Annotated in this window: 10 protein-coding genes; 3 read left to right on the top strand and 7 right to left on the bottom strand. The window is 73.0% G+C overall.

Annotated features, from left to right (window positions below; genetic code table 11):
* Window positions 1–111: 111 nt before the first annotated feature.
* The 5 genes from cspE to ACLQ29_RS04590 form a co-directional block, all read right to left on the bottom strand.
* Complete coding sequence (cspE, locus tag ACLQ29_RS04610) at window positions 112–315, bottom strand: transcription antiterminator/RNA stability regulator CspE (protein WP_007464836.1); 204 nt, start codon at window positions 313–315, stop codon at window positions 112–114.
* A gap of 226 nt (window positions 316–541) precedes the next feature.
* Complete coding sequence (locus ACLQ29_RS04605) at window positions 542–3,970, bottom strand: ATP-dependent helicase (protein ID WP_425770358.1); 3,429 nt, start codon at window positions 3,968–3,970, stop codon at window positions 542–544.
* A 9-nt stretch (window positions 3,971–3,979) separates the two neighbouring features.
* Window positions 3,980–7,732 (bottom strand): ATP-dependent helicase, encoded by a 3,753-nt coding sequence (locus ACLQ29_RS04600; RefSeq protein WP_425770357.1) that lies wholly within the window; start codon window positions 7,730–7,732, stop codon window positions 3,980–3,982.
* Between the two features lie 252 nt (window positions 7,733–7,984).
* Window positions 7,985–8,530: a TIGR00730 family Rossman fold protein gene (locus ACLQ29_RS04595; RefSeq protein ID WP_425770356.1), complete on the bottom strand. Its 546-nt coding sequence runs from the start codon at window positions 8,528–8,530 to the stop codon at window positions 7,985–7,987.
* Window positions 8,530–9,396 (bottom strand): TIGR00730 family Rossman fold protein, encoded by an 867-nt coding sequence (locus ACLQ29_RS04590; RefSeq protein ID WP_425770355.1) that lies wholly within the window; start codon window positions 9,394–9,396, stop codon window positions 8,530–8,532. The genes ACLQ29_RS04595 and ACLQ29_RS04590 overlap by 1 nt, the downstream gene beginning before the upstream one ends.
* 153 nt (window positions 9,397–9,549) lie before the next feature.
* Between ACLQ29_RS04590 and ACLQ29_RS04585 the strand changes: the two genes are divergently transcribed.
* The gene (locus ACLQ29_RS04585) at window positions 9,550–9,726 is read left to right on the top strand and encodes a hypothetical protein (RefSeq protein WP_425770354.1); all 177 of its coding nucleotides are present in this window, start codon (window positions 9,550–9,552) and stop codon (window positions 9,724–9,726) included.
* Between the two features lie 21 nt (window positions 9,727–9,747).
* On the opposite strand, the gene dapE is transcribed toward ACLQ29_RS04585, so the two are convergent.
* Window positions 9,748–10,821: a succinyl-diaminopimelate desuccinylase gene (dapE, locus tag ACLQ29_RS04580; RefSeq protein WP_425770353.1), complete on the bottom strand. Its 1,074-nt coding sequence runs from the start codon at window positions 10,819–10,821 to the stop codon at window positions 9,748–9,750.
* A 78-nt stretch (window positions 10,822–10,899) separates the two neighbouring features.
* On the opposite strand from dapE, the gene dapD reads away from it, so the two are divergent.
* Window positions 10,900–11,859 (top strand): 2,3,4,5-tetrahydropyridine-2,6-dicarboxylate N-succinyltransferase, encoded by a 960-nt coding sequence (dapD, locus tag ACLQ29_RS04575; protein ID WP_425770352.1) that lies wholly within the window; start codon window positions 10,900–10,902, stop codon window positions 11,857–11,859.
* A gap of 50 nt (window positions 11,860–11,909) precedes the next feature.
* Here the strand turns inward: dapD and ACLQ29_RS04570 are convergent, their stop codons facing one another.
* Window positions 11,910–15,221 carry a S8 family serine peptidase gene (locus tag ACLQ29_RS04570; protein ID WP_425770351.1) on the bottom strand — a complete coding sequence of 1,104 codons (3,312 nt, stop codon included), beginning with the start codon at window positions 15,219–15,221 and terminating at the stop codon, window positions 11,910–11,912.
* A 142-nt stretch (window positions 15,222–15,363) separates the two neighbouring features.
* Here ACLQ29_RS04570 and ACLQ29_RS04565 point away from each other — a divergent pair, with 142 nt between their 5' ends.
* A complete protein-coding gene (locus ACLQ29_RS04565) occupies window positions 15,364–15,921 on the top strand; it encodes a sugar O-acetyltransferase (protein WP_425770350.1) in 558 nt (185 codons plus the stop codon).
* Window positions 15,922–15,947: the final 26 nt, after the last annotated feature.

The raw sequence follows: 15,947 nt of genomic DNA, 5'->3' as shown, positions 1-15,947 counted from the left end.
GCCGGCCCGCCGCCGGGCCGCCGCCTGCGTGTACAAGCGGCGGCGAGGCGGGCCGGTCCCGTCACCGTCACACCCGGAGGGCGCGACAGGTATTGCTGACCGATCCGAAGATCAGAGCGGGCGGATGTTCTCCGCCTGCGGGCCCTTCTGGCCCTGGGTGACCTCGAACTCGACCCGCTGGTTCTCGTCCAGGCTCCGGTAGCCAGAGGACTGGATCGCCGAGAAGTGGGCGAAGACGTCAGCGCCGCCGCCGTCCGGGGTGATGAAGCCGAAGCCCTTGTCAGCGTTGAACCACTTCACGGTGCCAATAGCCATGTGTTTCGTCTCCTTGACGGAACGTCGGACACGCACTTGTTGCGTGCCCGAAGAGGAGCGCTCCGCGCGGGGATGCGCGAATCGCCTGTCGCTTCTGGTCGCCCCGCCCGGAGAACTCCGGACACAACAAAGAGCGCCTGGGGCCACAATCCCGCCAGGCGCACACAGAGTCTCTGGTAACCAAAACTGCAACCCGGTCAACCTACCATGGTTTTCCCGCGAGTGGTCAATGTTGGGCGGAATCTTCGGGCAGCTGGGCGATCATGGCGGTGAGCCCGGTCACATCCAGCAGGTCGGCGGGCCGAACCGTCACCCCGTGCCGGACGTAGTGGAACGCCGCGCCCACCCGGTCCACCGGCACGCCGGCCAGATCCGCCCAGGCCAGCCGGTACACGGCCAACTGCACCGCGGCCACCTCCGCCGCCGGCCCGGCGGGCTGCGCGCCGGTCTTCCAGTCGACCACGTCGAACCGCCCACCTGGCCGGGAGAAGACCGCGTCCATCCGCCCCCGCACCACGACGCCGCCGATCACTGTCGCGAACGGGACCTCCACCTCCACCGGCGACCGGTCGGCCCACTCGCTGGCCAGGAACCGCTCCTGAAGCTCCACCAGCGCCTCGTCGGGCGCCGCATCCGCGTCGGCCGCACCGGGCAGCTCGTCCAGATCCAACAGGCGGTCAGCACCGAAGCGCTGCTCCAACCAGGCGTGGAAGGCGGTGCCTCGACGGGCGTACGGGTTGGGCTCGGCCGGCACCGGACGGCGCAGCGTACGGGCCAGCGCCGCCGGGTCGCGCCGCAACGCCACCAGCTGGGTGACGCTCAACTGCCCGGGCAGGGCCACCTCGATCGCACCGGAGAGCCGGGTCAGCTCGGCCCGCTCGGCCAGCAGCAGATCCGCCTCGCGCTGCCAGCGCGCCACCTCCGGATCCACCTCCGGCTCGACCGGCTGCCCGACGACCGCCGACCCAACCGGCCCGACAGCCACCGGCCCGGCGGCGACCGGCCCGACAGCCACCGGAGCCGGCCCGTCGGTCATCAGGCGGCGCACCAGCCCGGCCGCCTCGGCCAACTCCGGTCGGCGCCCACCCAGCGGGTCGGCCGGCCACTCCGCGCGGAGCACCACCTCGGCGGTGGGGTTCGTGGCATCCGGGGTCGGCTCCGGCGCCCAGGCGTCGATCAGGTGCCCCGGCCCACCGTCGAGGCAGACGTCGTACATCTCGCGCAGGAAGACCGACGGACCTCGCGGTCGCTTCGTGCCCTCCCCCCACCAGTAGCCGGAGCACAGCAGCAGCCGGCGCGGCCGGGTGACCGCCACGTACGTCAGGCGGCGTTCCTCCCGCTCGTCGTGTGCCCGCCAGGCGTCGGTGAAGTCGTTCACCGCCCGTGCCACCGCCCGCTGGTCGGCCGCCTCGTCGAGCGCCAGCTCGGGCAACCCGTCGGCGTCACCCCGCAGCGGGAACGGCAGCACCCCCAGCCCGCCCAGCCAGTGATCGGAGTTGCGCACCGGCCCCGGCCACGACCCACGGCACAGACCGGCCACCGCCACCACGTCCCACTCCAGGCCCTTGGCGGAGTGCGCGGTGACCACCTGCACCGCGCCCTCCACCACCTCCACCTCACCCGGCGCCAGACCGCGCTCCTCGTCCTCGGCGGCGGCCAGGTAGGACAGGAACCCGGACAGTGTCGCGCCCGGCGTCTCGCCACTGAAGCGGGCCGCCACGTCACCCAGGGCGTCCAGGTGACCCCGGGCCAGGCCGGCGTCACCGGCACCGTCCCGGCCGGCCCGCACCGCGACCTCCACGTCCAGGCCGATGGTCCGCTCGATGTCCGCGATCAGATCCGGCAGTGCCTGGTCCAGCCGGTACCGCAACAGCGCCAACTCCATGCCGTACGCGCGCAGCCGCGCGAAGCCCTCCGCCGAGTACGCCTGCGCCGGGCCGAGATCGGCGAGCGCCTCCACCAGGGTCGCCTCGTCCAGCAGATCGGGGCTGATCTCGGCGGCCTCGTCGGCGGCCACCTGTCGCCGGGCGTTGGCGATGGCCCGGGCGCGCCTGTGCAACGCGACCAGGTCACGCGGCCCGATCCGCCAGCGGGCGCCGGTGAGCAACCGCAGCAGCGCGGCCCCGTCGGTCGGGTCGGCCAGCACCCGCAGCGTGCAGACCACGTCGCGTACCTCGGGGGTGTCCAGCAGGCCGCCGAGCCCCACCACCTCGACCGGGAGACCGCGCTCACGCAGGGCCGACTCGATCGCCGGGATCTGACTGCGGACCCGGACCAGCACGGCAGTGGTCGGGCGCTGCGCCACCGGGATGTGTTCGGGGGCCGCGCCCGGCATCCGGGCAGCCCCCCGCCAGGCGGCCAACACGCTGTCGGCGATCCAGTCCGCCTCGTCGGCGTACGTGGGCAGCAACGCGCAGTGCACCGTGCCGCCGGCAGTCCCGCCGGGGCTGCGGTGCGGGATCGGGTCCAGGACGGTCAGCGCGGAGCGCAGCTCCGGCACCCGGGCGCCGGCCGCCCGCAGCGGAGCCGACAACGCGTTCGCCACCCGGAGGATCTCCGGCCGGTTACGCCAACTGGTGGTGAGCCCGAGCGCCGGGGCGGGCTGACCGTCGGCGCGGGCGAACTCGGTGGGGAACCGGTCCAGGGTTCCGGCGCTGGCGCCCCGCCAGCCGTAGATGGACTGGCAGGGGTCGCCCACCGCGGTCACCGGATGCCCGCCACCGAACAGCGCGTTGAGCAGCACCACCTGGGCGTGGCTGGTGTCCTGGTATTCGTCGAGCAGCACCGCGCGGAAGCGGCCCCGCTCGATCTCGCCGACCCCCGGGTGGTCCCGGGCGACCCGGGCCGCCCGGGCGAGCTGGTCGGCGAAGTCCATCGCCTCGAAGTCCTCCTTGCGCCGGGCGTACGCCCGCACCAGCGGCAGCAGGCGCAGCCTGGTCTGTTGCAGGGTGAGCGCCTTGCGGACGTCGGCGTACACCCGCCCCGGCCGGGACTGCACCTCGGCGAAGAACCGACCGGTCCAGGCCGCCAGTTGGTCCGGCGCGACCAGGTGCTCGTCCAACTCCCCGGCGAGCGCCAACACCGCGTCGGTGATGGTGCTCGGCATCCGGTCCACCTCGGACATGTCGCCGTCGTAGTTGCGCACCAGCAGGTCGACCAACTGCCAGCGGGACGCCTCGGTGAGCAGCCTGGTCGACGGCTCGTAACCGGAGCGCAGCCCGTGCTCGGTGACGATCCGCCCGGCGTAGGAGTGGTACGTGGAGACGGTGGGTTCACCGGCGAGCGGGTCGTCCAGCGGGTCGCGGCCCTGCCGGCCGAGCCTGCGGATCAGTTGGTCGAGCCGGGTGCGGACCCGGTGGGCAAGCTCGCCGGCTGCCTTACGGGTGAACGTCAGCCCGAGGATCTGCTCCGGGCGCACGTACGAGTTGGCCACCAGCCAGACCACCCGCGCGGCCATCGTCTCGGTCTTGCCCGACCCGGCTCCCGCGACCACCAGCAGCGGCTGAACCGGGGCGGCGATGATCGCGGCCTGCTCCCGGGTGGGCGCCGGCAGCCGCAGCAGCTTGGCCAGCTCCACGGGCGTGTACCGGGGGCCGGAGTCCGCCAGCCGGGGCGCCGGCGTGGGGCCCGCGCCGAACAGGGTGGGTTGGCTCACGGTGCCTTCTCACTCCTCGCCCTCACGGTTGCGTCGGACGGTCGGCGGCTCGACGACCTGACGCCCCTGCCCGGAGACCGGGCAGCTGGTGCGGACCGGGCAGACCCGGCACTTCGAGTTGGCCACCGCGGCGAACGTGGCGGCTGCCATCGTATCGGCGGTCCGCCGGACCAGCGCGGTCGCCCAACCGGCCGCCGGTCCCTCGCCGGCCGCCGGCTGGTTCTGTTCCCGCGCATCCTTCGCGGAGGTGCCGAGTTGCACCAGCGCCGCGCCACCGGACTCGTCACCGAACTCGGCGAACGCCCCCGCCTCCACCGCCGCCTGGTACGCGCCGAGCTGCGGGTGCTCGGCCAGGTCGGTGCCGGTGACGGCAGTGGATTTGCCGGTCTTCAGGTCGATCACCACGAGCCGCCCGGACTCGTCGACCTCCAGCCGGTCGACCCGGCCGGTCAGCTCGACGGGCCGATGCGGGTCGTCCAGCCGGACCGCGAACTCGTGCTCGATGGCGAGCAACCGACGCGGATTGGTGGCCAGCCAGCGCAGCAGCTTGTCGACCATCGCCTCGGCGCGTTCCCGCTCCGGCCCGGCCATCCACCGGGCCGCCAACTCGATGGCGTCGAACCGGGCGGCCACGTAGTCGAGCAGCGCACCCCGGTCGGCGCTGGCGTCCTCGGCGAGCATCGCGGCGGCGTGCACCAGGTTGCCCACGCCCTGCGCGGTGCTGGTCGGGCCACTGCCGCCGTGCCGTTCCAGCAGCCACCGCAGGCTGCACCGCAGGGCGCTCTCCATGGCCGACGGGGTGACCCGCACCGGCTCCCCGTCGTCGACGAGCGGCCGGTCGTCGGAGAGCGCACGCAACCCCCACCAGTCGTCGGGGTGCGCACCGGGCACCCCGGCGGCGGCGAGCCGGGCCAGCTCGGCCGCCGCCGCGCGCCGCCGGCCCGTCGGCGCAGCCGGGTCGGTGATGGCGGTACGCAGCTCGGCCACCAACGCCGGCAGGGTGAGCGCCCGAGGCGGACGGGTAACCGGCAGTGCACCGGGACGGTCCGGCTCACCGTCATCACCGGCCGCGCTGTTGTCTGCGCCGCCGGCCGCGCCGTTCTTCGCGCCGGTGGTCGTGTCGGTGGTCGCGCTGCTCTTTGCGCCGCCCGTCGTGCCGGTGATCGTGTCGCCGGTCGCGCCGGTCGGCACTCCGTCGGCGGCGGACGTGGCCTCCGGTGGGCTGGGGGCGAGGTCCCCGGCCCCGGGCCCGGTGCGCGGACCCGGTGGCGTCGGTGGGTCGACCGGCCCGGTGCCCGGCGGGGTGGGCGGCGTGGTGCCCGGCGGGGTGGGCGGCGTGGTGCCCGGCGGGGTGGGCGGCGTGGTGGGGCCCAGCTCGTGCAGGAACCGGCTCGGCTGCTCCTGGTGGTCGTCGCCGCCGACGGCGGCCGAGGCCACGGCGCTGACCAGCAGCCGGTGCCGGGCCCGGCTGATGGCGACGTGGAAGAGCCGGCGCTCCTCGTCCAGCAACGCCGAGGTCTGGCCCACCACGTGCGCCGCGGTGGCGCCGTCGACAGACCGGCCGGCCAGCACGTCGACCAGCCGCTCGGACCCGAGGAGGCTGCCACGCAGCCGCAGATCCGGCCAGATGCCCTCCTGCACGCCGGCCACCGCGACCAGGTCCCATTCCAGGCCCTTCGCGGCGTGCGCGGTGAGCAGGCGTACCGCCGCGCCCCGATCGGCGGTCGGCGCGATGGTGTCGGCCGGCAGGTCCTGGGCGAGCACGTGGTCGAGGAAGACCTCGGTGCGGGCACCGGGCAGCCGGTCGGTGAACCGGGCCGCCGCGTCGAAGAGCACAAGCACGGCGTCGAGGTCGCGATCGGCCGCCTCGGCCCGCCGCCGCCGGGCCAGGTCGCCCTCGCCGGCCGCCGGCCGTCCCTGGTTGATCGCGCCCGCCCAGCGCTCGGCGAGACCGCTGGCACTCCACACGGCCCAGAGCACGTCCTCGGCCGTCGCGCCCGGCCGGGCCGCGGCTTCGCGTGCGATGGCCAGCAGCCCGGCCACCGCCTGCGCCGGCTCCGCCCATCGCCGCTCGATGCCGGCCAACTCCTCCGGATCCTGCAACGCCTCGACGATCAGCTCCCCGGACGGGCGGCGGTCACCACCCGACAGCGCGAGGGCTCGCAGGCCCTGCCGCAGCCGCCGCTCGGCCAGCGGGTCGGCCCCGCCCAGCGACGAGTGCAGCAGCGCGACCGCCGCCTCCTCGTCCAGGCGCTCCGGCTCCAACGCGCAGCGCAGCAGGAGCAGCAGCGGGGCGACCGCTGGTTGCAGGTGCAGGGGCAGGTCCTCGCCGTGCACCACGGTGGGAACGCCGGCGGCGTGCAGCGCCCGTCGCAGAGTGGGCAGCTGCAGCGCGGTGGACCGCACCACCACCGCCATCCGCGACCAGGGCACGCCGTCGAGCAGGTGGGCCGAGCGCAGCGCGTGGGCCAGCCAGGCGGCCTCACTTGTCGCCGACCGGAACGTGTGCACCTCGACCGCCCCGGGTGACGCGTCCGGCAGTGGGTGCAGCCGGCGGTGCGCGCCCGGGCCACGCAGCCGGCGGCCCAGCCGGGCCAGGGCGGCGAGCAGACCGGGCCCGGCCCGGTACGACGTGGTCAGCAGCACCTGTGCGGCGGGCGCTCCGGACGCGGTCCGGAAGCGGTGCGTGAACGTGGTCACCCCGGCCGGGTCGGCGCCGCGGAAGGCGTACGTGGAGGAATCCGGGTCGGCGAACGCGACAAGCGACTTGCCACCGCCCGCGATCACCGAGAGCAGCTCCAGTTGGGCGGGGTCGGTGTCAGCCAACTCGTCGAGGTAGACGTGGGCGAGCCGACGGCGCTCGGCGGCCAGCAACTCCTCGTCGTCACGCAGCAGCCCGGTGGCCGCCCGGACCAGCTCCGCCGGGTCGTACGCGATGGAGCCCCGGTTGCTGACGTCACGCAGCGCGAGCACGGCGACGTACTCCCGCAGGAAGCGGGCGGCGGCCGGCCAGTCGGCGCGGCCGAGCTTGTCGCCCAGCCGGGCCAGGTCGATCGGGCCCACGCCGCGCTCGGCGGCGCGCATGAGCAGGTCGCGCAGCTGACCGGCGAAGGCCCTGGTCCGCAGGGCCGGACGCAGGTCGGTCGGCCAGCCGACCGGGTCGTCCTCGGGCTCCTCGCCCACCACGTCGAGCAGCTCGCGGATGATCAGATCCTGCTCCGGGCCGGTCAGCAGCCGGGGCGACGGCTCGCCCCGCTCGGCGGCGGCGCGGCGCAGCAACCCGAACGCGTACGCCGGGAAGGTGCGCACCAGCGGCTCACGCAGCACCCGGTGGCCGTCCTGCGCGACCCGGGCCTCGATGCGTTGACGCAGGGCGGTGGCCCCACGGCGGCCGAAGGTCAGCACCAGGATCCGTTCGGGGTCGACCCCCTCGCTGACCCGGGCGGCGACCGCCTCGACAAGCGTGCTGGTCTTGCCGGTGCCGGGGCCACCGAGCACGAGCATCGGCCCGGCGGTGTGCCCGACCACCTCGGCCTGCAGCGGATCGGCCCACCAACCGCCGCCGTCGACAGTCAGCTCGGACCCGGCCACGCGATCGGACCCGGCCACGCGATCGGACCCGGCCACGCGATCGAGCCCGGCCGACGCGCCGACACCGCCCCCGGACGTCCCGCCGCTGGCGGGCAGGGAAGCGCTGCCAGGCGTCGCCCCGTCCCCCCGCGGCGGCCCTCCGGACCGCCGCACCAACCGGTACGCCTGCATCAGCTCATCCCATCAGACCCATACGACACCCACCCAATCCCCCACCCTCAACCCCACTCCACCCTCAACCCCACCCCATCCACCTGCGTCGATCATGGAGTTATCGGCACGACACGCCGATAGCGGCACCGCTAACTCCATGATCACCGCGCGGGCGGACGGGGGTGGGGGCGCGGTGGGGGTGGGGGTGGGGGTGGGGGTGGGGGTGGGGGTGGGGGTTGGGGGGTGGGGGCGGGGTGGGGGCGGGGTGGGTCAGGTTAGGCGGGACTCTAGGGCGTTCAGGGCTTCGGGGACCGTGGTGGTCACCGTCAGGAGGTCGCGGCCGGCGGTTTTGAGGAAGTTCTGGTCGGTCAGGCTGTCCAGCCAGTCCAGCAGGGGGCGGTAGAAGCCGTCGGTGTCGATCAGCACCATCGGCTTGGCGTGCAGGGCGAGCGTCGCGGTCGTCCAGACCTCGAACAGCTCGTCCAGGGTGCCCAGCCCGCCCGGCAGGGTGAGGAACGCGTCCGACTTGTCGATCATCAGGGTCTTGCGGCTGGCCATCGAGTCGGTCACCAGCAGCTCGTCCGAGGCCAGGTCGGCGACCTCCAGATCGACGAGCGACTGTGGGATCACCCCCAGAGTCCGCCCGCCGGCGGAGCGGGCGCCGTCCGCCAGCGCGCCCATCATGCCGACGCAGCCACCGCCGCTGACCAGCGTGTGACCGCGCCGAGCCAGCTCCACGCCGGTCTCGGTGGCCAGGTCCAGCCAGCGCTGGTCCAGCGTGCGGGAGGAGGCGCAGAAGACGCAGATCGCTGCCATCATCTGTCCCGCGGCTGGTCGGCGGCCCGCGCGGCGGCGGCCTGCTGGTCCGCGCCGGTACGCGCGACGGCCTCGTCGCGGACCGCCTCCTGCTCCACGGAGAGCGCGGCCTCCGCCTCGACGATGTACCGAACCGCGGCGTTGACGTCGTCGGTGAGGCAGATCAAGTCCAGGTCGACCGGCCCGATCTTGCCGTCGGCGGCCATCGTGTCGCGCATCCAGGTGAGCAGGCCGTCCCAGTAGGCGACCCCCATGAGCACCACCGGGAACCGGGTGACCTTGCCGGTCTGCACCAGGGTGAGCGCCTCGAACAGCTCGTCCATGGTGCCGAACCCACCGGGTAGCACGACGAACGCCTGGGCGTACTTGACGAACATGGTCTTGCGGGCGAAGAAGTAACGGAAGTCGATCGCCAGGTCGACCCACTCGTTGAGGCCCTGCTCGAACGGCAGCTCGATGCCGAGCCCGACGGAGAGGCCACCGGCCTCGCTGGCGCCGCGGTTGGCGGCCTCCATCACTCCCGGCCCGCCCCCGGTGATCACCGCGTAGCCGGCTCGGGCCAGCGCGCCGCCCACCTGCTCGGCCAGCCGGCACTCGGCGCTGTCCGGTCCGCTGCGGGCAGAGCCGAACACGCTGACCGCGGGCGGCAGATCGGCGAGGGTGTCGAAACCTTCGACGAACTCGGAGAGGATGCGCAGCGCGCGCCAGGCGTCCTTGGTCTTCCAGTCGCCCCGCCCACGCGAATCCAACAACCGTTGATCAGCGGTACTGCTCGGGATCGACCCCCTGCGCAGCGTGACCGCGCCGCGGTGTCGCTCCTGCCCTGGACCGCGACCGGCCTCCCGCCCGTTGTTGCTCTGGCTCATGGGGCAACCGTAGTGGAGCGGCACCTCGTAGGGGTGCGGGGCGGGGACGCCGAGAAATAGTTCGGGATCATGGGCAACTAATTCGCTTCCCCGTACGTCTTACTATTCACATACCGGGTATGCCCGGCGCGCGCCTTCGGGGGAGGAGACAGCGTGATCAGTAACAGCGAGATGATCCGGATCCGTCGCCAGATGCAGCGACGGATCCGAGACGTGGTGGCCGAACGCCGCCGCACCCGACTGCAGGACCTGCCCCTCGTCTCCCCCGCCGTCTCCGCGCCCGTAGGAGCTGATCAAGAGGTTTGCGTCGCCGACAACGGGCCCGGCTGACGCAAACCTCTTGATCACTCGTCAGGCCGGGGCCAGCCAGCGGTGCAGGGTCGCCGCCCCGTCGCGGATCTTGCTGATCTCCACGTGCTCGTCCCGGTGGTGGGCCAGGTTGGGGTCGCCGGGGCCGAAGTTCAGCGCCGGGATCCCCATGGCCGCGAAGCGGGCCACGTCCGTCCAGCCCAGCTTGCCGATCGGCGCCGCGCCCACCGCGGCGAGGAACTCCTTCGCCGGGGCCGCCTCCAGCCCGGGGGCCGCACCAGCCATCGCATCGGTCACCACCACGTCGAAGCCAACGAACACCTCCCGCAGGTGCGCCTCCGCACCGGCCGGGTCGCGATCCGGCGCGTACCGGTAGTTGACCTCGATCTCGCACCGGTCGGGGATCACGTTGCCGGCGACACCGCCGATGATCCGTACCGCGTTCATGCCCTCGCGGTAGTCGCACCCCTCGATGGTGACCCGGCGTGCCTCGTACGTCTGGAGACGCCGCAACACCTCGGTGGCCGCGTGGATGGCGTTCACCCCGTGCCAGGAGCGCGCCGCGTGCGCCCGCTCACCCGTCGTCGTCACGAGCGCCCGCATGGTGCCCTGGCAGCCCGCCTCGACGATGCCGTACGTCGGCTCCAGCAGCACCGCGAAGTCCGCCTCCAACCACTCCGGGTACGCCTGGGCCACCAGGTTGAGCCCGTTGTACCGCGACTCGATCTCCTCCGCCTCGTAGAAGAAGTACGTCACGTCGTAGCGCGGGTTGGGCAGGGTCACCGCCAGGTGCAGCGCGTACGCGGTGCCGGACTTCATGTCGGAGGTGCCGCAGCCGTACATCAGGTCGCCGCGCATCGTCGACGGGAAGTTGTTGTTCAGCGGCACCGTGTCGAGGTGCCCAGCCAACACGACGCGCTGCGCCCGACCGAGATCGGTACGCGCCATCACCGTGTTGCCGTGCCGGTGGGTGGTCAGGTGCGGTACGCCCCGCAGCACCTCTTCGACACAGTCGGCGATCGCCTTCTCGTTGAGGGATACGGACTCTATGTCGACCAGGGCGCGGGTCAGCTGTACCGGATCGGCGAGGACCTCGGGGGTCAGCGGGTTCTCCATGGTTCGCACGGTACCTTCAGGTTTGTTTGCGCGAGGAGTGAGCTGAGGCCGGCCCGGCCACGACCGAGAGGTGTAACAGTGACGTCCGCAGATTCCGCCTGGGGCATTGGCCTGGCCACGATCACGGCAGACGAGCAGGTGCTCGACACCTGGTACCCGACCGGCAAGCTGGGCCTGGGTGAGCTGCCGCTGGTCGTCGGGGAGGACAAGTCGGACGTGCTCGACCTGCCGCCGGCGGCGCTCGGCGACCGGCCACTGCCCGGTCTGCGTACCGTCCAGGTGGTCACCGTGATCGGCTCGCTCGACGACCCGATCAAGGACGCCCCCGACGCGTACCTCCGGTTGCACCTGCTCTCGCACCGCCTGGTGCGGCCCAACCAGCTCAACCTCGACGGCATCTTCGGCAAGCTGGCCAACGTGGCCTGGACGTCCGCCGGGCCGTGCCCACCGGAGCGGGTGGACGAGCTGCGGGTGATCGAGCGCGCGGCCGGCCGCCACCTGGCGGTGTACGGGGTGGACAAGTTCCCCCGGATGACCGACTACGTGGTCCCCGCGGGGGTGCGGATCGCCGACGCCGACCGGGTCCGCCTCGGCGCGCACCTGGCCGCCGGCACCACGGTGATGCACGAGGGCTTCGTGAACTTCAACGCCGGCACCGTCGGCACCTCGATGGTCGAGGGGCGGATCGTGCAGGGCGTGCTGGTCGGCGACGGCTCCGACATCGGCGGTGGGGCCTCCATCATGGGCACCCTCTCCGGCGGCGGCACCGACAAGATCAGCATCGGCGAGCGGAGCCTGGTCGGCGCGAACGCCGGCGTCGGGATCTCGCTCGGCGACGACTGCGTGGTCGAGGCCGGCTGCTACATCACCGCCGCGTCGAAGGTCACCCTGCCGGACGGCCGGGTGGTCAAGGCCCGGGAGCTGTCCGGCGTCGACGGCCTGCTGTTCTGGCGCAACTCGGTGACCGGCGCGCTGGAGGCCCGGCCACGCACCGGCCGGGGCATCGAGCTGAACGCGGCCCTGCACGCCAACGACTGACGGACCCGCCGGGTCCGCGGCACTGCGCCGCGAACCCGACGGGGTACGCCTCAGCGCAACCGGTACGCCTGGATGATCCGCTCGGTGACAGTGCTGCCGGCGGCATCCCGTGCGGTGGCCCGCAGGGACGCGTAACCGGCCCCGGCGGGGTGTTTCACGGTGGCCGTCCAGCCGTGCCCGCCGTTGCGCACCTGGGCGGCCTGCCAGGTCTTGCCCCCGTCGTAGGAGACGTCCACGGTCAGCTTTGTCAGCCGTGACCCGGCGGCGCCGGGTTGCCGCTTCACCTGCACCGGGATGACCAAGCTCCGGCCGGCCCGAGCGCTGTTGTCGGCGTCCAACGGTGGCGTGAACCGGATGGCCGACACCGGCAGCCGACGGTAGTCGTCACCGGGGACGTGCCGGGACCGGAAGGTCCACGCCGTGCTGACCTCGGTGCTGAGGTCGGTGAAGCTGCGCGTCGCCGACACCTCCAGCCGGTAGGCCGCCGCACCGGGCGGCACCGCGAACTCGCCGTAACCGGTGTCCGATGACTCGCCGACCAGCACCCCGTTGCGATAGAGGGCCGTCCGGGCGGTGTCGACCACCGAACCACCGGGGTGCCCCTCGGCGTCGCTGTGCAGCGGCACGTCCACCTGGATGTCGTCACCGAGTCGGGTGACCCCCTGACCGGGCCAGCGCGGCGTCGGGAAGGACGGGGCGTAGGGCGCGCTGCCCCAGCTCTCGCGGGTCTGTCGGCCAGCCCGGTACGCGCGCGGATCGGCCGTCAGCCCGGCCCGGAACTCGGTCCACCACTCCTCGACGGGCGCCCAGAACGTCAGCTCCGAGGACCAGCGCACCCCTCGGGTGTTGTAGTGCTCCACCCGCTGGCCGGGCACCACGGTGGGCACTCCGACAGCCCAACCGCTTACGTCCGAGTCGAGTTGCGGATAGACCACCCGCTCCCCCTTCAGACCCGTGTAGCCGCCCTTGAACTGCTGTGTGACGGTGGCCAACTCGGAGCTGCGGTAGGTCTTGTCGAACCCGTTCGGCAACCGGCCGGGGAAGCCCTCGCTGAGCGCGTACAGGTAGGGGCTGTGGGCCACCTCCAGGTCCGCCCACTGGCTGCTGATGCTGCCGACGAACTGTTTGCCGGAGACGGTCCTGCCGAGCTGCCCGGTGGCCAGCCCGTTGAAGTCGAAGCTGAGAATCCCGTAGCCGGAGGAACCGTCGGTGGCCAGGAAGGTCGCGGAGATGTCCACGAGTGCCGGTTTGGCGGATCGGTCGGGGACGGCGCTGCGTACCGGCCGGGCCTTGCGGGCGTCGAGGGTGACAGTGGTGTCGCGGTCGATCACCAGCTCGGGCTGCGCCAGTTCGGCGACGTCGTCCTCCCCGGTGAAGATGATGCTGACCAGCCCGTAGCGGCCCTTGGGCACCCGGATGTCGACGGTGCCGTCCGGGTCGTAAAGGTCGTAGCTCTGCAGGTTGTCCAGCCGTACCAGCGAGGTGAAGGGTCCCTCGGCGGCCGCGCCGGTGGCGTCGAGGTGCCGGACGGTGAGCTGGTAGCTCTCCACCTCCCGGTGGACCGCGACCGGGGTGACCGCCACGGCCGTGCCGGCACGGGCCACGATCCGTCCGGTCCAGTAGCCGTCCGTGCCGAGCCGGGTGTCCACGGTGGCCGTGGTGCCGGCGGTGCCGCCGGCGGGCACGGTGACCTGGCTGGCCGCGAGGGTGAACATGCCGGCCGGTGCCGGCTGACCGTCGGGTCCGGTCACCTCGATGGTCAGGTCCAGGGTGATCGGGTCCGGGCCGTTGTTGTGCCAGTCGACCTTGCGGGCGATCGGGGTGTCGTCGTCGTGCGGCCAGGCGGGCTGCCCGAAGGCGACACTTACCGGGTCGCTGACGACCGGCTGGGTGATCGCCCTGGCCACGTCGACCCGGCCGGCGCCCTGCTGGAACGCGGTCTGCTCGGGGTGCGGCTTCGCCGAGGCCATCAGGGTGGCCTTGAGCTGTGCGCCCGCCCAGTCGGTGTGCTGCTGGGCGAGCAGCGCCACCGCGCCGGTGACGTGCGGCGCGGCCATCGAGGTGCCGGAGAGCGCCAGGTACTGCTCCCCCACCGGATCGCCGAGCAGCGTGCCCTCACCGCGGGCGGCCACGATGTCCACCCCCGGAGCGGTGAGGTCCGGCTTCAGCCCGCCGTCCCCGACCCGGGGGCCGCGGCTGGAGAAGTCGGCCAGGGCGTCGTCGCGGTCCACCGCGCCGACCGACAGCGCGGATTCCGCGGTGCTCGGCGAGCCGACCGAGCCGTCGGTGCCGTCGTTGCCGGAGGAGATCACGAAGAGCGTGCCGGTCTGCGCGGTCAGCGACTCGACGGCCGCCTCCAGCGGGTCGACCTCGGGCGTGTCGGTACCGCCCAGACTCATGTTGATCACGTCGGCGTGCTTGTCGACGGCGGCCCACTGCATGCCGGCCAGGATCGCGGATTCCTGGCAGCCCTGATCCTCACAGACCTTGCCGTTGAGCAGCGTGGCGTCCGGCGCGACGCCCCGGTACCTGCCGGCGGAGGCCGCCCCGCTGCCCGCGATGATCGAGGCGACGTGGGTGCCGTGGCCGACTGTGTCACCGGCGTCGGTGGCCTCGGTGAAGTTGTGCGACTCGGCGACCCGCCCGGTCAGGTCGGGGTGGGCGGCGTCGACACCGGTGTCCAGCACCGCGACCCGGACGCCCTGGCCGGTGAACCCCGCCTGGTGCGCGGCCGGCGCCCCGATCTGCGGCACGCTGTGGTCCAGCGTGATGCGTCGGCGGCCGTCGAGCCAGATCCGGTCGGCAACCCCCGCCGTGCCGACCCGGGCGCGAGCGCCGGTGAGTGCCGTCCAGACCTCCGTGGCCCGCTCCTTGTCCGCCGTCGCGGCGACGCCACCGACGGCCGGCAACTCGGTGGTGACGGTCAGTCCGGTGGGCGCCGCGGCGGCCCTTCGTCGCGCGCCCGCGTCGCCGGTGACAAGCACCGGCAGGTTGTCGCGGCGGGCGTCGTCGTAGCCGGCGGCGATCAGCCCGGTCACGTCGAACAGGCGCCTGTCGACCCGGCCGGCGCGGACCAGCGGCAGGGCATCCTCCGGCAGCACGGTGAGCTGACCGCGGTCGCGGGTGGTCAGGAAGCGCAGATGAGCCCGGTCGGGGCCGGGGTGGACGGCGGCGGACCCGGACGCGGAGACGGTGACCCGGTCACCGGTGAGCAGGGTGACCGTCTTCGGGATGCCGGTCGCGCTACGCGGGGCGGCGTCGGGGACGGTGGGCTGTGGGCTGGCCCCGGCGATCGCCGGGGTGCCCAGGACGAGGGCGGCGATGGCGGTGACGGCGATGAAGATTCTGCCGCGTCGATACAACGTTTCCTCCTTCGTGGACGTTCTATAGCCAGGAGACGTGCATAGATCGCCGCCAGTATTGCATACCCGGTATGCAAAAAAGGGGTAGCAAATATGACGAACCTGCCAACCCAGGGCGCGGTCGGCCGGCATCATCGACCTGGTGACCTCCATGAAGGACCGGATGCTCGCCGGTGAGCCGTACCTCGCCGACGACCCCGAGATCGTCGCGGACCTGGACCGGGCCGCCCGGCTGATGGAACGCTTCAACACAAGTCCCGCGGCCGACCCGCAGGCCCGGATCGCGGCACTGCGCGCACTCCTCGGCGAACTGGGCGAGGACACCTGGATCCGCCCCCCGTTCTCCTGCGACTACGGCTGGCAGATCCGGATCGGGCCCCGCAGCTTCGTCAACTACAACGCCGTCTTCCTCGACGTCGCACCGATCACCATCGGCGCGGACGCCCAGATCGGACCGAACGTGCAGCTACTCACGCCGACCCACCCCGTGGAGCCCGATCCGCGCCGCGACAAGTGGGAGGCCGCCAAGCCGATCACCCTCGGCGACAACGTCTGGCTCGGTGGCGGAGCGATCGTGCTGGCCGGAGTGTCGATCGGCGCGAACACAGTCGTCGGCGCGGGAGCGGTGGTGACCCGGGACCTGCCGGCCAACGTGGTCGCCGTCGGCAACCCCGCCCGGCCGGTACGCGAACTGGACTGACGGTGCGGCTGGCCTGGTCGGTCCAC

The sequence above is a fragment of the Micromonospora sp. DT228 genome, from assembly GCF_049841595.1.
Classification (GTDB): Bacteria; Actinomycetota; Actinomycetes; order Mycobacteriales; family Micromonosporaceae; genus Micromonospora.
Note: the sequence above shows the minus strand (reverse complement) of the source record. Positions and strands in the feature narration are given on the sequence as shown.

Coding starts and splice junctions, on each gene's coding strand:
- cspE (WP_007464836.1), bottom strand. CDS start 315: ATGGCTATTGGCACCGTGAAGTGGTTCAACGCTGACAAGGGCTTCGGC.
- ACLQ29_RS04600 (WP_425770357.1), bottom strand. CDS start 7,732: ATGCAGGCGTACCGGTTGGTGCGGCGGTCCGGAGGGCCGCCGCGGGGG.
- ACLQ29_RS04595 (WP_425770356.1), bottom strand. CDS start 8,530: ATGGCAGCGATCTGCGTCTTCTGCGCCTCCTCCCGCACGCTGGACCAG.
- ACLQ29_RS04590 (WP_425770355.1), bottom strand. CDS start 9,396: ATGAGCCAGAGCAACAACGGGCGGGAGGCCGGTCGCGGTCCAGGGCAG.
- dapE (WP_425770353.1), bottom strand. CDS start 10,821: ATGGAGAACCCGCTGACCCCCGAGGTCCTCGCCGATCCGGTACAGCTG.